This is a genomic window from Fimbriimonadia bacterium (assembly GCA_039961735.1).
Classification (GTDB): domain Bacteria; phylum Armatimonadota; class Fimbriimonadia; order Fimbriimonadales; family JABRVX01; genus JABRVX01.
In genome coordinates this window covers 13707-30891 of record JABRVX010000031.1, presented here as the reverse complement: position 1 = coordinate 30891, position 17185 = coordinate 13707, and the positions used below count along the sequence as shown (strand labels likewise).

Below are 17185 nucleotides of genomic sequence, written 5' to 3'. Positions count from 1 at the left end.
CCGCAGGAGGTCGACGATGACCGTCACGCAATCCGAGATGCTTCGCGAGATACTGGCCGCCGAGAGACCCATTCACGTCCGCAGCCCGCGCGGCACTGCGCGGAACGCCCGCGGGTGGGTGCAAGAGGCCGCCCTCCGCATGCTGCTGAATAACCTGGACCCCGAGGTGGCCGAGCGCCCCCTGGACCTGGTGGTGTACGGCGGCATCGGCAAAGCAGCGCGCAACTGGGACTGTCTGCGTCACATCGTTCGTTGCCTGCTCGACCTCGGGGACGAAGAGACTCTGCTAGTGCAGTCCGGCAAGCCCGTGGGTGTGCTCTCTAGCCACCCTGATGCGCCTCGCGTGCTCATAGCTAACAGCTTGTTAGTGCCCGCATGGGCGACGTGGGAGGTGTTCCGCGAGCTGGACCGCAAGGGCCTGATCATGTATGGACAGATGACTGCGGGCTCGTGGATCTATATCGGCTCGCAGGGCATTCTGCAAGGAACCTATGAGACATTCGCAGAACTCGCACGCAAGCACTTCGGCGGCTCGCTGGCAGGTCGGTTAGTACTAACGGCGGGACTCGGCGGGATGGGTGGAGCGCAGCCCCTGGCCGTCACTATGAACGGGGGCGTGGCACTATGTGTAGAGGTGGACCCCGCGCGCATTGAGCGGCGTATTCAGACGCGATACTGCGACGTGTGGACCGACAACCTGGATCGAGCGCTCACGTGGGTGCGGGATGCGGTCGAGCGCAAGGTAGCGAAGTCTATCGCGCTGCTAGGCAACGCAGCCGAAGTGCACCCCATGCTGCTCCAGTCTGGCGTGATACCGGACGCGGTGACCGACCAGACCTCGGCCCACGATCCGCTCAACGGTTACATCGCGGCAGGTTACACTTTGGAGCAGGCAGCACTGGCTCGGAAAGAAACACCCGAGCGTTACCTCGAGGACGTCTATGGCTCCATCTGCACTCACGTTCGCACGATGCTGGAGTTCCAACAGCGCGGCTCCGTGGTCTTCGACTACGGCAACAACATTAGGCAAGTCGCAAAGGACCACGGTGTGGACCGTGCTTTCGACTTCCCTGGCTTCGTTCCCGCTTTCATCCGTCCGCTCTTCTGTGTAGGCAAAGGGCCCTTCCGTTGGGCAGCGCTCTCCGGCGATCCAAACGACATTGCAGCGATAGACGACGCGATCCTCCAGCACTTCGCACAGGATGAGGCGCTCTGCAGGTGGATCCGCATGGCAGCGGACAAAGTGAGCTACCAAGGCCTGCCCGCGCGCATCTGTTGGCTCGGCTACGGTGATCGAAAGAAGCTGGGGCTCATCATCAATGACCTCGTCGCATCGGGGCGTGTGACTGCGCCGGTGGTTATAGGGCGGGATCACCTGGACACCGGTAGCGTAGCTTCGCCGAACCGCGAAACCGAAGGGATGAAGGACGGCTCGGACGTGGTTGCCGACTGGGTGGCGCTCAACGCACTCATCAACGCAGTCGGCGGCGCGAGCTGGGTGTCCGTGCACCACGGCGGTGGAGTCGGCATGGGGTACTCGCTCCATGCCGGAATGGTGATCGTGGCAGACGGCACTCCCGATGCAGCACGCCGCCTCAGCCGTGTGCTGGACACCGACCCAGGCCTCGGCATTCTGCGTCACGCCGATGCGGGATACGAGGAGGCGATTGCCGTGGCCGAGAAGCACGGACTGCGCATCCCAATGCGAGAAGACATCGAGTGAATGACGGCAACCTGCTTCTGACCGAGATCGGCGAGCTCTGGACCTGCGCGGGCCCCAGGCCCCTCAGGGGCGCGGCGCTCTCCGGACTAACCGAATCCGACGCAGATGCGATCGCCATAGCGCGCGGCAAGGTCGTCGCCGTAGGGCGCACCGAGGAGATGCGGAACCGCTTCGACTTTCCTGAGTTCTCCGTAGGCAAGAGACTCGTTACACCGGGTCTGATTGATCCACACACCCATACCGTGTTCGCCGGTCACAGGGGTGACGAGTTCGCGATGCGCTGCGCAGGCGCAAGCTATGCCCAGATCGCCGCGGCGGGCGGCGGTATTCGAAGAACGGTCGAGCAGACGCGCCGTGCGCCCTTCGAGGAACTACTGGAAACCGCGCGCGACCGGCTCGAGGTGATGGTCATGACCGGCACCACCACCGTGGAAGTCAAGACCGGCTACGGGTTGAACCGCGATGCCGAAATGAAGATGCTGGACGTGATCTACTCGCTCTCCAATGAGTCTCCAGTTGAGGTGATCCCCACCTTCATGGGTGCCCACATGCCCGATCCCGACCGAGACGCGGATAGTTATGTAAAGGATTTGGCTGAAAACTTGATTCCATTGGCGGCTCAACATCCGGCGGCTCCCCGCTTCAACGATGTGTTTTGCGACGAAGGCGCGTTCGACCTGGCACAGACGCGCGCCATTCTCGAGGCCGGACAGCAATACTTCCTCCAGCCAAAGGTGCACGCCGAGGAGTTCGCGCACACCGGGGCCGCTCGTCTCGCCGTGGATATGGGTGCGGCCAGCGCCGAGCACCTGCTGCAGGCGACGGACGACGATATCGAGGCGCTGGCCGCCTCCAACACCGCCGCCGTGCTGCTTCCCGGCACGTGCTTCTACTTGAACCTGCCCCACTCGGCGCCCGCCCGCAAGATGATCGAGGCGGGGTGCATCGTCGCGCTCGGCTCCGACTTCAACCCAGGTTCCTGCAACATCTCATCCATGCACTTCATCATGGGTCTTGCCTGCCTCCGCATGAGCCTGACGCCAGCGGAGGCGTTGGGCGCCGCAACCGTGAACGCAGCCGCGGCCATCGGGCTGGAGGCCACCCACGGCCAGCTCGCCCCAGGCTACTGGGGGGACGCTGTCGTGTGGGAGTGCAACAGTCTGAACGATCTCATGGCCAGGTTCGCCCGACCGATCCCCGCCATGGTGATTAAGCGCGGTAACTTCGTGTTTCCCGATCCGCAAAGCGTGCAAGCGTTCACCGGCTCGCGGCAATCCCGGTAGCGTACTGCTGACACATCAGCGCCGCCAGGCGCACCGCCGTTCCATCGTCGAGGGGCGGAGCGACCTCGTAAATGCCCAGCGTGCGAATCCTCTTGTCACGCCCACTGAGGAAGGCAATCGCCGAAGCATCCGCCGCCGAGAGTCCCACCGGACTGGGCGCACTTACGCCGTGCGCATCGGACATTCGGACTGCATCCATGTCGAAACTAACACCGATAGAGTGCGCCCACTTGCCTAGCGAATCGAGCGACTTCGCGAACGCCTGTATATGGCCTGTCGGTCCGGACTCCTCTAACATCACGATGGTGGCGCCACGCTGTTCCAAATAACGCCTGTGAGCGTTCGATGTCGCGTGATACTGCACTCCGAACGAGACCATCTCGTGCCCGCGAAAACGTTCGTCACCCTTCTCCAGCAGCCTCCAGAACGCAGTGCCGCTGGTAATCCCGTCCACCACGGGGCGCACGTCGAAGTGCGCGTCTACGTTGATGATCCCCACACGCTTCTGATGCTTGCAGCAGTCAATCAATCCGGCGAAATGTGGATAGGCGATGTCATGCCCGCCCCCCAGCAGAAGGACGCGTGCCGAGGTGTTGGCAAACAGCCACTTCACGATGGCCTCGACCCGTGTATGCGTCTCCTCGATGGTATCCAGCAGCCGGACGTCGCCCACGTCGGCAATGTGGAAGCGCCCGAGTTGGTTCTTGTCGCCTAGTGTCATGCGGAACCACGCCCGCCGGATCTCGGACGGCCCACGGTTGGCACCGGGACGACCTCCGATAGCTACCACGGCTCGATCGTCGGGCACGCCTATCACCACCAGGTCCGTCTCGTGATCTCCTAGCTGCTCCAAGGTGCTAACGCGAACGACTTCGCCGATCCGCCAATCGTCTTCGTCCTGCCTTCCATACAGAAGCGCCGGCGATATGGGCTGTAAGCCCTGCTGCAAGGTGCCAACGGTCATGCCAGTTCTCCCATCCTCTCTTCTACGTATCTCGCCAACTCGCCCCTGCGCACGGCCCTGCTGACACGCTCGATGTCTTCGCTCGGGGAGCGGTCTCCCGGTAGGTGTGGGGCAATGGATTCTACGGCCGACTGAGCTGCTGCGGTGCCACTGCCGGGTTGGGTGCCACGCTCCTCCACTCGCATGCGCACGGCCCTCGCCCCCGCCAGCAACTCGACCGCAATGATGCTCGACAGGTTGCCGATCACGCTATCGAGACGTCTGGCAGAGGTCGCCCCCATCGAGACGTGATCCTCTTGGTTGGCTCCAGTGGGGATCGTGTCCGCCGAAGGGGGGAACGCGAGCGACTTGTTTTCCGAAGCCAGCGCGGCGGCCGTGTAGTGCGCGAGCATCAGCCCCGACTCCACCCCGGGGTCCGACGCCAAGAAAGCGGACAGACCCCTGGACAACGCAGGATTGAGCAGGCGCTCCGTGCGTCTCTCCGAGATGTTGCCCAGCTCGACTAAACCGAGCGTGAGATAGTCGAGAGCCAGCGCGCAGGGCTCCCCGTGGAAGTTGCCTGCCGACACGAACTGCCCCCCGACCCAAACCGGGTTGTCGGTCACCGCGTTCATCTCGACTTCCAGCACCTGTACAGCATGCATCCACGCCTGTCGCACTGCGCCGTGTACTTGCGGCACGCACCGCACGCTGTAAGCGTCCTGAACCTCACCGCAATTCTCGTGCGAGCGCATCAGGCCGCTGCCTTCGACCAGCCTTCGCACGTTGGCCGCCGTCTGCAGCGCACCGGGATGCGGACGTAACATTAGGACCTCTTCCGAGTACGGTCGGATGGAACTGAGCGAGGCCTCCACATGCAGCGCCGCAGCGATATCCGCCGACTTGATCACGTCGGCAGCCTCAACGGCCGCGAGCGCCCCGACGGCGGTAAGGAAGTGCGTGCCGTTGACCAGCGAGAGCCCGTCCTTGGGGCCGAGAGTAACGGGACTGAGTCCGGTTTTGGAGAGTGCCTCGTGTACCGGCATCCGCGCGCCGCCGAACTCCACATCGCCTTCGCCCACCAGGCAGAGAGCGACATGCGCGAGCGGCGCGAGGTCCCCACTCGCCCCGAGCGATCCCTGCGAGGGCACGATTGGGTGAATCGAATTGTTCAAAAAATCAACGATAAGTTGCACAATGCTCGGATTGATGCCCGAGTTGCCGTGGGCAAGGCAGTTGATGAGTAGCGCCATCGCTCCACGCACCTGCCCGGAAGAGAAGAGCGGACCGACTCCCGCGGCATGACTGCGGACAAGGTTCAGTTGGAGCTCGGCAAGCCGCGCTGCGTCCACGCGCCGATCCCGGAGTGGCCCGAAGCCCGTGTTCACGCCGTACACGGCTTCCGAACCGCCTGCCGCCTGAATCACCGCCGCTCGCGCAGCCGCGAGTCGCTCCAGCGTGACTGCCGATAGGCGCACGTGTCGCCCCTCCACCACCTCGGCTAGGGCACCGAGGGTGAGCCCGGCGCCGTTCAATTCGAGCGGCTCGGCCGAAGCGTGAGACATGCGGCTTAAGTTCACCGCGTTGCCGCACACGTCCTGCATCCAAAAGCACGACCAGAACGGCCCCTCGCACGAGGCGAGGGGCCGGATGGAGGAGCCGGTAGGGCAGGGACCGGGACTATGACACTACTCGCGCGCCTAAGCCCGAGCGGATACGGCTCCTCGAAGGTAAAGAACACGGCGCACCGAGCAAGGACGTGGTGCAAGTTGCACCGGAAGACTCCCACTCCCATTCTAACGCAGGCTCTCGTGCCGGGCAAGAAGCTTATTCGCAGTTCCGGCATTCTTACCGGACAGGTCGGCGATGGGAGAAAAGCACGAACAGCAGAACGCCCGCGAAGAGCCCTTTGAAGCCGTGTCGGTACAACGCGAAGCTCCACGGTTGGCAGAGGGCTACGATGCCCACTACGATCAACGCGAGTGCAAGCGCCTCCATCCACTGAGCGAATCGTCCGCTGAGCATCTCTAGAACAACGCCTCTTGGGTAGTAGGGTCGAAGATGTGCGCCCGTTCCAAGTCCACCCGAACATAGATCGGTTGCCCCGTCTTGACCAGGAACGTGGGCGGCGTCCGCGCCTTCAGAAGGTGCCCCGCGAGGCGAACGTCTATGATGTTCTCCGAGCCGAGCGGCTCCACGACGTACACCTCGCCTTGCAGGAACTCCTTCGCCGGCTCGGTGGAAAGAGCAACGTCCTCAGGCCGAGCCCCGAGCACGAGGTTTGCTTCGCGCGGTAGGTCGCGGAAGCGTGATGGCGCGCTCGACAGCGACATTGCCTCGCCGCCCGACAGCGCAATGTGCCCGTCCTCCACGCTGCAGGGGATCATGTTCATCGCGGGGCTGCCGATGAAGCCAGCAACGAACATGTCTCGGGGGTGGTCGTATACCTCGCCTGGCGTCCCGAACTGCAGCAGACGCCCCTCATTGATGACCGCCACGCGGTCGCCCATGGACATCGCTTCCACCTGGTCGTGGGTCACGTACACCGTTGTCGCCTGCTGATCCGCCTGAAGCCGCTTTAGCTCGGTCCGCATCTCCATCCGCAGCTTTGCGTCCAGGTTCGTCAGCGGCTCGTCCATCAGGAACACCTTGGGCCGCCTCACCATCGCTCGACCTATAGCGACTCGCTGCATCTCGCCGCCGGAGATCTTGCTAGGTCGCCGCTCAAGGACCCGTTCAATGCGCAAGATTTTGGCTACTTCTTGCACTCTTCTCGCGATCACGTCCTTCGGCGTTCGCGTGGCCCGCAGTGGGAATGCCAGATTGTCGAAGACCGTGAGGTGTGGGTAAAGTGCATACTGCTGGAAAACGAACGCGATGTCCCTCATGGCGGGCGGCAGATTGGTCACCACGTCGTCGCCGATGCGAATCTCCCCGCCGTCCGGGATCTCGAGACCGGCGATGCAGCGCAGGGTAGTCGTCTTGCCGCATCCCGACGGCCCGAGGAATACCACGAACTCGCCGTCGTTCACCGTCAGCGACAGGTTTCTCACCGCCACCACGTTGTCGAATCTCTTGGTCAGGTTCTCGACCCGAACTTCCGCCATCGCTACCTCTTGATCGCCCCGAACGTGACCCCCCGTAGGAGGTGATTCCGAAGCAGAAACGTGAAGATCGCCACCGGCAGCAGGAACAGCAGCGTACCCGCGGCGATCACGCCCCATTCCAACCCACCCGAGCCGACGCGGGTCTGCAGTCCCGGCGGAGCGGTCAGCGCAGCCCGGCTGGTGAGGAACAGGGCGAAGGCGAACTCGTTCCATGCCGTGATAAAGCAGAATACCGCCGTGGCCGCTATGCCGGGCAGCACCTGAGGCATCGTCACCAGTCGAAAAGCGCGCAGCCGTGAGTACCCATCGAGCAGCGCCGCTTCTTCCAGCTCCGCCGGTATCTCTTCGAAGAACCCCTTCAGAAGCCACACCGCGAACGCCAGGTTGAACACCGTGTACAGCAGGATGAGCCCTATGTGGGTGTCCAACAGACCCAGCGTACGGTACATCAGGTAGATCGGGATGGCGACCACTACGGGTGGCAACATGCGCGTGGATAGGATGAAAAAGAGCCAGTCGCTCTTGCCCTTGATACGGAATCGTGCCAAGGCATAGGCAGCCATCGCGCCCAATCCTACTGCCAGCACCGTGGCGGTCACGCCTACGATCAGGCTGTTGCTCACCTGCTTCACATATGCGGTCATCTCCCTGTTTCGTCCCTCGCCCTGAAACAACAGCTTGTCATATTGGCGCAGCGTCAGCGGCGCGACCAGGCGTGGCGGCTTGGTAACGATATCCTTGTCATTCTTGAAGGATGTGATGCCGATCCAATAGAGAGGGAACAGAAACACGACTAACGCACATGCGATGCCGAAGAACGCAAGCACGTTGCGGATCTTCATTCCACCCACTACTGCTACCACCAAGACGGCTAGCACCGCAACACCAACCACGGGTTGTCGGAACAACACAGCGATTGCGCCGAGCACGGTATCAAGGTTCCACAACACTAGCACACCGAGGATCAGCATCGGCCACGATGCTTCCAGGCGCGCAAACCAGGCGTTGTTCAGAATGCGCTCCGGGATTGACACCAACGGTCGTGCATCCGGTTTGGATTCGCCCCTCGTTCGGTTCAGCATGCGTATGTACAGGTTCGCCAGTCCTATGATCATCAGTAGAACCACGTATGCAAGCGCGCACGCCTTCCCCGTATCGAGTCGCGAAAAGGCGAGGCGCCACAGCTGCATTGCCACGGTCTCGGTCGCACTGCCAGGCCCGCCGCTCGTAAGCACGAAAACGAGATCGAACATCTTGAACGCATCCATCGTTCGGAACAGAAGAGCCACTAACAGCAGCGGCATGATGATGGGCAGTGTTATGTAGCGGAACTTGAACCACCCAGTCGCCCGATCCACCTCTGCGGCCTCGTACAGGTGCCGTGGCACCGAGGAGAGCCCTGCCAGCGAAACCAGCATGATGAACGGCGACCACATCCAAGTGTCCACCGCTACCACCGACCATACTGCGCGCGTGGGGTCCATTAGCCACAGGCTAGGTTCGTATCCCAGCACGCCCGCCACGACGTTGATCAGCCCCCAGTTAGGGTCGAGCAAGAAACGCCAGAACAACCCCACCAACACGGGTGAGAGCATCATAGGCAGCAGGAGTAGTGTGGTGACAAGACCCTTCCCCCGGAACTTCCGGTTCAGCAGAAGCGCAACTCCGAACCCGATCACGAACTGCGCGATGACCGATAGCACCACAATCTGTGCCGTCGTGACGAAGTAGCCCCACATCTCGGGGTCGGTGAACACGGCGCGGTAGTTCTCGCCGCCGATCCACACAGGTGCATCCTGACCCGCCGCGCGGTACTTCGTGAAGCTGAGATACAGCGACCAGAACAGCGGGAACACGTTCATGGCAATGAGCAAGACGAGCGTAGGTGCAAGGAACAGGTTGGCGACCCCTCGGTCGCCCAAGCCCATCCGGAACGCTCGAATCGTCGCCAAGCCCGTCCTACTTCGCTTTCAGGAGATCCGCGTCGACCAATATCTTGCGATGCGCTGTAGCGATGGCGTCCAGTGATTCCTTAGGCGAGAGCTGCCCGGTAATCGCAGCGTGCAGCTTCTCCTGCGACACGTCCAGCATTTCTTGGTAGACCGGGTTGTTCGTGAAGTCCCGCAGGAGCCCGGCCGTATCACTGAATGCCTGATTGTATGGCTTCGCGTTCTTGAAGTCGTCGCTTTGCAGCACTACCACGTTAGCAGTCAGTCCGCCTAGCTGTGCCCACTTCCGCTGCGTCTCCTCCTTCGCAAACCATTGCATGAACTCCTTCGCTTCGCTCTGCCGCTTCGAGTAGGTGGATATGGACATCCCTTGACCACCCAGCGACACCGCGTGTGCGACCTCACCGGGGCTAACGAAGTACCCTGTCACGTCGGCATAGGGGTTGTACTGCTTGTCGGCAAACCCTGGCATGAAGGCGTACCACTCCATCGCCATCACTACCAGGCCTTCCTTGAACGCGTTCTTCGTCTCGTCGAAGTAGTAGTCCTCCGCGCCGATCGGGTTGAAGCGCTTCAAGTCTATGTAGAATTTCAGCGCCTCGACGGCCTTGTTGGAATTGATAGCGCCCACCGGATCGCCCGTGGTCGGGTCGGCCCAATCCGCACCCCAGCACCACAGTATCTGCTGGAAGCCCATCGTCAACGCGTCGTAGCCCTTCGAGTAGTAGGCTGCAACGCCCCACAGGTTCTGCTGCGGGCGGGTGAAGAACTCGGCGATGTCCCGAAGCTGGGTCCAGGTCTTCGGCGGGGCCAGATCATAGCCGTACTTCGCTTTGAACGCTTCCCGCTCCTTCGGGTCCTCGAACTTGTCCTTGCGATACGCGAAGCCGATTGCGTCGAACTCGCAAGGCAGCGCGTAGTATTTGCCAGATCCGGCAGGGTACTCGCCATACAGCTTCAGCGCCTCGGGTGAGATGTCGCGAAGCCGGATTGCCTTCGCCATCCACTCGGTGAGGTCTACGTAGTGGCCTTGCGTCACGGCCTGCCCGAGCCACTGGCTGTCGCCGATGATGATGTCATACTCGGCGCTCTTCCCGGCCCAAACCACGTTGCGGATCTTGTCGCCGAAGTTCTGCCAAGGGATTTGCTCCACTACGACCTTCTTTCCGGTCTCCTCCGTGTACTTCTCGCACAGCTTGGCCAAGGCGTCTGCGGGCTCCCACTTCGCCCAGACGATGACCAGCTCGTCTTCCGCAGATCCCTTCTGGCCTCCACAACCCGCGAAGGTCAATAGCGACAGGGCAGCAAGCAGAAACAATACGTGGCGCATACCGTCCTCCTTGCGCGAGGCGTCTAAGACCGGACCTCGATGCTGAAATCCACGATGTCCAGCGACGGATCGGCAACGTCGCCTCGCGGTTCGATGTTCCCAAAGTACGAGTTGTCGTACGTGGTGTCCTGCGTCACCGAGAGATTCAGGAATCGGTTGATGTCTCCCGCCCCGGCTCCGAGTGCATCCCAGCGTTTGCTGTTCGAGGGCTCGTCCGGATTGGTCGGCAGGTAATCCGTGGCGATGATGTTCACCTGAAGGTGAGTGATATTGGCCGCGTCCGCCGGAGTCGCACTGATCTGCGCAAGGTCGATCTCGAACCGCAGAATGCGGTCGCCGGTTGCTGGAGCCGTGAAGGCGACCGGTGTTCCGAGCAGCACGGCCTGTACCTGCACCCCCGGATCATCGAAACGGTACAGGAAGTATTGCCCAAGCGGCTGTGCCTGAAACGGCCCCAGCGCCACCATATGCGTGTAGCGTCCCGCGGCATACCCGTTGCCCCAAGGCGGCTGAATCACGGGCAGCGGCCCGGTCTGCCCGGCCGGATCGCCTTCGTTGCGAATGAGGAAGAAGTAGTAATACGGGTCCCGAAGGTCGGAGCCGATTCCCAGCCTCGCCTCGCCCGCAAGCGTAATCGTGATTACGAGGCGCTTTGCTCGCGTGCCGTCGGACACGTCCGGAAACCGCGCACAGCCGCTGAAGGCCAGCGCGAATAGACCGCAGGATAGCAGTGCGAACCGGGCGAACATCGTTCTTCGAGTGAGTGGTGCGTGCCTGTCCCGCCTTCAACAACAGAGGGCGGAAACGAGGGCACCTCAGTATACTGCGTTCCCGCGAATCGGCTACACTGGAGTTCAGTCGCGGTACGCGCCGCGAGCGCCTTGGAGGGACGGTTGGAAGTACTACGGATTCGGGGTGGCCTCCGCCTAGAGGGCGAGGTGCAGGTTGCAGGAAGCAAAAACGCGGCACTCGCCCTTCTCGCGGGGAGCATCCTCACGGAAGAGGACATCCTTCTCAGAAACCTGCCGGACGTCCGCGACGTCCGTATCAAGGTTGACCTTCTGCGCGAGATCGGTGTCAAGGCCGATTGGACGGACGATGGCCTGTGGCTCAATGCGAAGCATCTGCGAAGCGGCATCGTGCCACCAGAGGGTTGCCGCAGCATCCGAACCGCTTTCTACCTGCTCGGCCCGCTGCTGGCTCGAGTGGGGGAGTGCGTAGTGCCGCTACCTGGCGGTTGCAACATCGGCGCGAGACCGGTGAACTTCCACGTGCGCGGTCTGAAGACCCTCGGAGCCTCGCTCGTGCTGCGCGAGGGCTGCTATCACGCCAATGCCGAAAAGCTGATCGGCGGCGACATCTACCTCGACTTCCCGAGCGCAGGGGCCACCCAGCACTTGATGACGGCCGCCGTGCTGGCCGAGGGCGCGACATCCATTCACAACTGCGCCATCGAGCCCGAAGTCGTCGCCCTCGCCGACTTCCTCAACAGGCTCGGCGCCAGAATAGACGGCGCGGGAACGAGTACGGTCACTATCGAAGGGGTGAAGCGTCTGGGAGGCGGAGAGTTCCCAGTACCGGCGGACCGGCTACAGGCGGGAACCTACTTGCTTGCCGGCGCGGCTTCTCGAGGCGATGTAACCGTGCGCGCGATGGTGCCCGAGCACCTGCACTCGCTGATCGCCAAACTGCGCGAGGCCGGCGCGCAGGTCACCGAAGGCCACGATTGGCTGCGCGTCAGCCAACCGAACCGCCCGAAAGCCGTGGATGTCCGCACGATGCCCCATCCGGGCTTTCCGACGGACCTCCAGCAGCCCATGTGCGCCTACCTGGCTACCGCAACGGGCACCTCTCTCATCAGTGAGACCATCTATGAGGCTAGGATAGGCCACGTTGCCGAGCTGCGTCGCATGGGGGCCGACATCCGGGTGGACGGCCGCAACATCAGTATAACCGGCGTCGAGCGGCTGACGGGTGCAAAGGTAACGGCAACCGACCTTCGAGCGGGGGCGTCGCTCATTGTCGCCGCTCTGGGTGCCGAAGGGGAAACCGAACTACATAACCTGCAGAACGTAGAACGGGGGTACGAGCACGTGGATACCATCCTCGGCTCGCTCGGAGCCGACATCGAGCGTGCCACCGTGCCCGACCCCATGGACGTGGTCGCCAAATGAACCTCGTGCCCGAACTCGGCATTGATCTCGGCACGGCCAATATCCTCGTGTACCAGCGCGGAAAGGGCATCGTGCTGCGCGAACCGACCGTGGTCGCCATCGGCATGCCGTCCCGCAAGGTCGTGGCCGTAGGCGAAGAGGCCAGACTCATGCTGGGGCGCACTCCGGGCAACATCACCGCAGTTCGGCCACTGCGCGACGGCGTCATTGCCGACTACACCACGACCCTCAAGATGCTGCAATACCTTTTCGACAAGTGTTGCGGCCCTCGAAGATGGCTGAAGCCGCGCGTCCTGATCTGCGTCCCCAGCGGCTGTACCAGTGTAGAGCGTCGCGCAGTGGTGCAGGCAGCCAAGGAGGCGGGCGCAGGCGATGCCGATACCATCGAAGAGCCAATGGCGGCCGCAATCGGGGCAGGGCTCCCCATCGCCATGCCGGGCGGCAACATGGTGGTGGATATCGGGGGCGGAACGACCGACATCGCAGTGATCTCGCTCGGTGGCATCGTGAAAGCGCAGGGCATTCGCGTCGGCGGCAACAAGATGGATGAGGCTATCATCCGCCACGTCCGCACCGCCTACAACCTGATGATCGGCAATGCCACCGCCGAAGAGATCAAAATCAAGATCGGCTCGGCCTACACGCTGCAGCCAGAGATGCGCCTAGAAGTGCGAGGCAGGGACCTCGTCGCCGGACTCCCCAAGACGGTCGAAGTCACCAGTGAGGAAATCCGGGACGCCATCGCTGAGCCAGTGAACGCTATCGTCGAGAAGGTGTGCAAAGTGCTGGAGGAGACCCCACCCGAGCTTTCCTCCGATATCATTGAGAGAGGAATCGTGATGACGGGCGGTGGCGCGTTGCTGCGCGGGCTCGACGAGCTGCTGAACGTCGCGACCGACATCCCGATTCACGTCGCCGATAACCCGCTGAGTTGCGTGGCCATCGGCACGGGCAAAGCGTTGGAGCAGATGCGGGACCTCGGAAGAACCGGCGCCCCCGCCGCCAATCTGTGGTAGAAGGAAGGAGTACTTCCATGTGGCTGTTTGGTGTCTGTTTCTCTGTCGCACTGGTGTTCGGTGGATTCAGTGATGTGCCGAAGGACCACTGGGCGTATGAAGCCGTCACGGCGATGAGCGCGCGAGGCTACATCTCGGGTTACCCGGACAGCACCTTTCAAGGCGAGCGCCCTATCACGCGATTCGAGTTCGCGGTCGCCCTGGATCGCTTCGTACGTGACGTAGAGAAGGGGCTGAAGGAAGCTCCCAAGAGCCCGAACGTCAAGGACAAGAACGTAGGTGTCGCGCCGACCCATTGGGCGTACGGCTCGCTACTACACCTACTCGAAGCCGGCTACCTACCACCCAGCTCTCCCATCTTCTCTGAAAAGACCAAGCAGCTAACTCCTAAGCAGCTGGGCGAGGCACTCGGTAAGATCGCCGCCCACATCGCCTACCTCCATTCCACTCCGCCGGAGGACTGATCTAGGCACCACCGGAGCGGCGCAACTGTCTGCCCCTTGTCATGTAATACAGCGCTGGCACGGCGAGGCGCGAGATGAGCGTAGAAGCAATCTCGCCCGCCATTAACGCAATCGCCAGACCCTGAAAGATCGGGTCGAACAGTATGACCGACGACCCCACGATGACGGCCGCCGCCGTTAGCAGCATGGGACGGAAGCGCGTCACCCCTGCGTCCAGAACCGCCTCCTCCAGCGTTAGCCCTTGAGAAAGTCGAAGCTCGATGAAATCTACCAATATAATGGAGTTCCGAACGATGATGCCCGCTCCCGCAATGAAGCCGATCATGGAGGTAGCAGTGAAGAACGCACCCATCAATCCATGTGCAGGCAATATGCCAATGAGCGTCAGCGGAATGGGTGCCATGATGACGAACGGCGTGATGAAGTTCTGGAAGCTAGCCACCACCAGCATGTAGATGATGATCAGCACCGCAGCGAATGCTATGCCGAGATCGCGAAATACCTCATAGGTGATGTGCCACTCCCCATCCCACTTCATCGAGAACCTGTCGCTGGTTTCCGGCAGCCGCGTAGAGAGAACATTCAGCTTGGAGCCATCGGGCATGCGCAGCTTGTCAAGTTCCTTGTTCATCGTCAGGATCGCGTACACCGGCGACTCCTGCCTGCCGGTGACATCACCTATCACGTAGGTCACAGGCATCAGGTTCTTGTGGTAACGACTCTTGTCCGCAGGCCGCTCGATCGTTCGCGTGACGGTGGACAGCGGCGATAGTCCCCCTGCCGAACGAACATGAAACGACTCCAGATGATATGCATCGCTCCTCTGCTTGCGCGGGAAGCGAAGCATGATGCGCACGTCCTCTTCCTCTTCGCTGCGATGAGCCAGTCCGACTGGCAGGCCGGAAAGCGCCGCGGTCACAGTGGCATGAATGTCGTCCGTCCGCACACCCGTCAGAGAAGCCTTGGTGAAGTCCGGCTCGATGTGCACCTCGGGGCGATCCGCCTCCACGTACCAGTCCACGTCGGTGACGCCCTCGGTGCGCTCCATGATCTCGCGCACCTGACGCGCGACTGCGATCCTGCTCTCCTCGGTCGGGCCGTACACTTCTGCAACGAGTGTGGACAGCACCGGTGGCCCAGGGGGCACTTCGGCCACCTTCACGTTGGCACCCATGCGTCTACCGACATTCAGTAGTTGTGGGCGCAGTCGCTTCGCAATGTCATGACTCTGGGCCTTGCGTTCCGACTTGGAAACCAGGTTAACCTGTATGTCGGCCACATGGGGCCCTCGCCGTAGGAAGTAGTGGCGCACGAGACCATTGAAGTTATAGGGCCCTGCAGTCCCAACGTACAACTGGTAGTCCGTCACCTCCGGCACTTCGGCGATCACGTCGGCGAGCGCCTTGGTCACCGCTGCCGTCTGTTCCAACGAAGAGCCTTCTGGCATGTCTACGATCACCTGGAACTCGCTCTTGTTGTCGAACGGCAACATCTTCACGACGACGAACTTCGTGGCAATCAGGCCCACTGACCCCAGCAGCATCAAACCAACGAGTGCGAAGAACCCGAACCGCGCCAACCTGCTGCGAAGCAGCGATCCCATCACCACCAGGTACAGCCGTGTTAGAAATCCCCTCCGGTCATGAGAACTGTGATCGTGGCCTCCTACGTGGTTGCGCAAAATGCGGACTGCGGCCCAGGGTGTAACAATGAATGCAACGAGCAACGACCACATCATCGCCGATGAAGCGTTGACGGGAATGGGCCTCATGTAAGGCCCCATGAGACCACCGACGAACGCTAAGGGCAGTATCGCCGCGATCACCGCGAAGGTGGCGAGAATCGTCGGATTGCCGACCTCGTCCACGGCGTAGATCGCTACATCTATCAGCGATTGGTCCTTCGACTTCATCCGTATGTGGCGGACGATGTTCTCCACTACCACAATGGCATCGTCCACCAGGATACCGATGGAGAAGATCAGCGCGAATAGCGTGATACGGTTCAGCGTGTACCCGTAAAAGTACATCACTGCCATCGTCAGCGCCAGGGTGACAGGTATCGCGATGAGAACTACCAGCGACTCCTTGAGGCCCAATGCAAGAGCAATCAGCAGTGTGACTCCTACCACGGCAATGGCCATGTGGAACAGAAGCTCGTTCGACTTCTCCTTGGCCGTCTCGCCGTAATCGCGAGTCACCGTCACCTGCACGTCGGAAGGGATCAGGGTGCCCTTGAGGTGCTCCACTTTGGCAAGAACTGCGTGAGCTAAATCGCTCGCGTTCGTGCCCTTGCGCTTGGCGAGTGTCAGAGTAACTGCCTCTTCGAAGTTCTCTGGTCCGCCGTCGCGATTGGGACGGCCGAAGAACACGTACTGATCCGCATCGCCCCTCCCCAATCGCACGTCCGCCACGTCGCTCAGCCGCACGGGACTACCCTCTGCCACCGCAACGGGGACCTCGCCGATCGCCGACGGCTCTGGCAAGAAGCGCCCGGTGCGCACACCGAGCCACTGGTCGGAGGCAGTGACTGCGCCGGTTTCTCGCCGTTCATTGACACCTCGTATCGCCCCGGCCACATCCGGCACCGTGACTCCCAGCCCTGCCATCCTGTTAGCGTCTAGCTCCACCGACATCTCTCTGGGACGCCCGCCGATGATTGCTATCTCCGACACCTTCGGTATCTGCTTGAGCTCGGTCTCCAAACGCGCTGCTATCAGGCGAAGTTCGTCCGCCGAATAACCACCACCGTGTAGCGTGAGCGCAAGGATCGGGATGTCGTCGATGCTCCGTAGTTTTAGAATTGGAGGAGTTACTCCCTGTGGGATACGATCATAGTTGGACTGCAGCTTCTCGCGCAGCCGTACCATGCTGTCTTCTTCGTTCTGGCCCACGTAGAAGCGAACCACACACAGTGACTGGCCGGGGCTGCTGGTGGTGTAGATGTACTCCACACCAGGTATCTCCCACAGCAGGGCCTCCATCGGCTTGCTGACCCGCTCTACCACCTCCTCTGCAGAAAGGCCCGGCGCTTGCACGATGACGTCCACCATCGGCACGATGATCTGCGGTTCTTCTTCGCGAGGGGTGCGCCATACGGCCCAGATCCCGAGCGCGACCGACGCCGCAATCAAGATCGGTGTTAGCTTGGAATCCACGAACGCCCGCGCCAGCCGACCTGCTAATCCGAGGTGCAT

At 61.8% G+C, this 17185-nt stretch carries 13 protein-coding genes and 1 pseudogene; 5 read left to right on the top strand and 9 right to left on the bottom strand.

Annotated elements, in window-relative coordinates; genetic code table 11:
* Nucleotides 1-16 precede the first annotated feature (16 nt).
* The gene (gene hutU / locus HRF45_08530) at nt 17-1723 is read left to right on the top strand and encodes a urocanate hydratase (GenBank protein ID MEP0766567.1); all 1707 of its coding nucleotides are present in this window, start codon (nt 17-19) and stop codon (nt 1721-1723) included.
* Nucleotides 1720-3006, top strand: coding sequence for an imidazolonepropionase (locus tag HRF45_08525; GenBank protein ID MEP0766566.1), 1287 nt, complete (start codon nt 1720-1722; stop codon nt 3004-3006). Before hutU ends, HRF45_08525 begins: the two co-directional genes overlap by 4 nt.
* On the opposite strand, the gene HRF45_08520 is transcribed toward HRF45_08525, so the two are convergent.
* The 8 genes and pseudogenes from HRF45_08520 to HRF45_08485 all read right to left on the bottom strand — a co-directional run bounded on the left by HRF45_08520 (nt 2981) and on the right by HRF45_08485 (nt 11084).
* Nucleotides 2981-3970 (bottom strand): formimidoylglutamase, encoded by a 990-nt coding sequence (locus HRF45_08520; GenBank protein ID MEP0766565.1) that lies wholly within the window; start codon nt 3968-3970, stop codon nt 2981-2983. The genes HRF45_08525 and HRF45_08520 overlap by 26 nt on opposite strands.
* Nucleotides 3967-5514, bottom strand: coding sequence for a histidine ammonia-lyase (gene hutH, locus HRF45_08515; protein ID MEP0766564.1), 1548 nt, complete (start codon nt 5512-5514; stop codon nt 3967-3969). Before hutH ends, HRF45_08520 begins: the two co-directional genes overlap by 4 nt.
* Before the next feature lie 283 nt (nt 5515-5797).
* Complete coding sequence (locus HRF45_08510) at nt 5798-5974, bottom strand: hypothetical protein (GenBank protein MEP0766563.1); 177 nt, start codon at nt 5972-5974, stop codon at nt 5798-5800.
* A gap of 2 nt (nt 5975-5976) precedes the next feature.
* Nucleotides 5977-7056, bottom strand: coding sequence for an ABC transporter ATP-binding protein (locus HRF45_08505; GenBank protein ID MEP0766562.1), 1080 nt, complete (start codon nt 7054-7056; stop codon nt 5977-5979).
* A gap of 2 nt (nt 7057-7058) precedes the next feature.
* Nucleotides 7059-7898 (bottom strand): carbohydrate ABC transporter permease, encoded by an 840-nt coding sequence (locus HRF45_08500; GenBank protein ID MEP0766561.1) that lies wholly within the window; start codon nt 7896-7898, stop codon nt 7059-7061.
* Nucleotides 7899-8120: 222 nt separating this feature from the next.
* Nucleotides 8121-8984: pseudogene (locus tag HRF45_08495) on the bottom strand (sugar ABC transporter permease).
* 31 nt (nt 8985-9015) lie between these two features.
* Entirely contained in the window at nt 9016-10335 is a 1320-nt protein-coding gene (locus HRF45_08490; GenBank protein ID MEP0766560.1) for an extracellular solute-binding protein, read from the bottom strand.
* A 23-nt stretch (nt 10336-10358) separates the two neighbouring features.
* The gene (locus tag HRF45_08485; protein MEP0766559.1) at nt 10359-11084 is read right to left on the bottom strand and encodes a hypothetical protein; all 726 of its coding nucleotides are present in this window, start codon (nt 11082-11084) and stop codon (nt 10359-10361) included.
* Nucleotides 11085-11228: 144 nt separating this feature from the next.
* Between HRF45_08485 and murA the strand changes: the two genes are divergently transcribed.
* Genes murA through HRF45_08470 form a run of 3 tightly spaced genes read left to right on the top strand, consistent with a single transcriptional unit; the run spans nt 11229 to nt 13989 of the window.
* A complete protein-coding gene (gene murA, locus HRF45_08480) occupies nt 11229-12509 on the top strand; it encodes a UDP-N-acetylglucosamine 1-carboxyvinyltransferase (GenBank protein MEP0766558.1) in 1281 nt (426 codons plus the stop codon).
* The gene (locus HRF45_08475) at nt 12506-13525 is read left to right on the top strand and encodes a rod shape-determining protein (GenBank protein ID MEP0766557.1); all 1020 of its coding nucleotides are present in this window, start codon (nt 12506-12508) and stop codon (nt 13523-13525) included. Before murA ends, HRF45_08475 begins: the two co-directional genes overlap by 4 nt.
* Nucleotides 13526-13542: 17 nt before the next feature.
* Nucleotides 13543-13989, top strand: coding sequence for an S-layer homology domain-containing protein (locus tag HRF45_08470; protein MEP0766556.1), 447 nt, complete (start codon nt 13543-13545; stop codon nt 13987-13989).
* Nucleotide 13990: 1 nt separating this feature from the next.
* Here HRF45_08470 and HRF45_08465 read toward each other — a convergent pair whose 3' ends face one another.
* The gene (locus HRF45_08465) at nt 13991-17185 is read right to left on the bottom strand and encodes an efflux RND transporter permease subunit (GenBank protein MEP0766555.1); all 3195 of its coding nucleotides are present in this window, start codon (nt 17183-17185) and stop codon (nt 13991-13993) included.

What these genes read in the sequence shown, in the direction of transcription:
- HRF45_08500 (MEP0766561.1), bottom strand. Translation starts at nt 7,898, where the DNA reads ATGAAGATCCGCAACGTGCTTGCGTTCTTCGGCATCGCATGTGCGTTA.
- HRF45_08485 (MEP0766559.1), bottom strand. Translation starts at nt 11,084, where the DNA reads ATGTTCGCCCGGTTCGCACTGCTATCCTGCGGTCTATTCGCGCTGGCC.
- HRF45_08520 (MEP0766565.1), bottom strand. Translation starts at nt 3,970, where the DNA reads ATGACCGTTGGCACCTTGCAGCAGGGCTTACAGCCCATATCGCCGGCG.
- HRF45_08510 (MEP0766563.1), bottom strand. Translation starts at nt 5,974, where the DNA reads ATGCTCAGCGGACGATTCGCTCAGTGGATGGAGGCGCTTGCACTCGCG.
- hutU (MEP0766567.1), top strand. Translation starts at nt 17, where the DNA reads ATGACCGTCACGCAATCCGAGATGCTTCGCGAGATACTGGCCGCCGAG.
- HRF45_08475 (MEP0766557.1), top strand. Translation starts at nt 12,506, where the DNA reads ATGAACCTCGTGCCCGAACTCGGCATTGATCTCGGCACGGCCAATATC.
- hutH (MEP0766564.1), bottom strand. Translation starts at nt 5,514, where the DNA reads ATGTCTCACGCTTCGGCCGAGCCGCTCGAATTGAACGGCGCCGGGCTC.
- HRF45_08465 (MEP0766555.1), bottom strand. Translation starts at nt 17,185, where the DNA reads ATGCACCTCGGATTAGCAGGTCGGCTGGCGCGGGCGTTCGTGGATTCC.
- HRF45_08505 (MEP0766562.1), bottom strand. Translation starts at nt 7,056, where the DNA reads ATGGCGGAAGTTCGGGTCGAGAACCTGACCAAGAGATTCGACAACGTG.
- HRF45_08490 (MEP0766560.1), bottom strand. Translation starts at nt 10,335, where the DNA reads ATGCGCCACGTATTGTTTCTGCTTGCTGCCCTGTCGCTATTGACCTTC.
- HRF45_08470 (MEP0766556.1), top strand. Translation starts at nt 13,543, where the DNA reads ATGTGGCTGTTTGGTGTCTGTTTCTCTGTCGCACTGGTGTTCGGTGGA.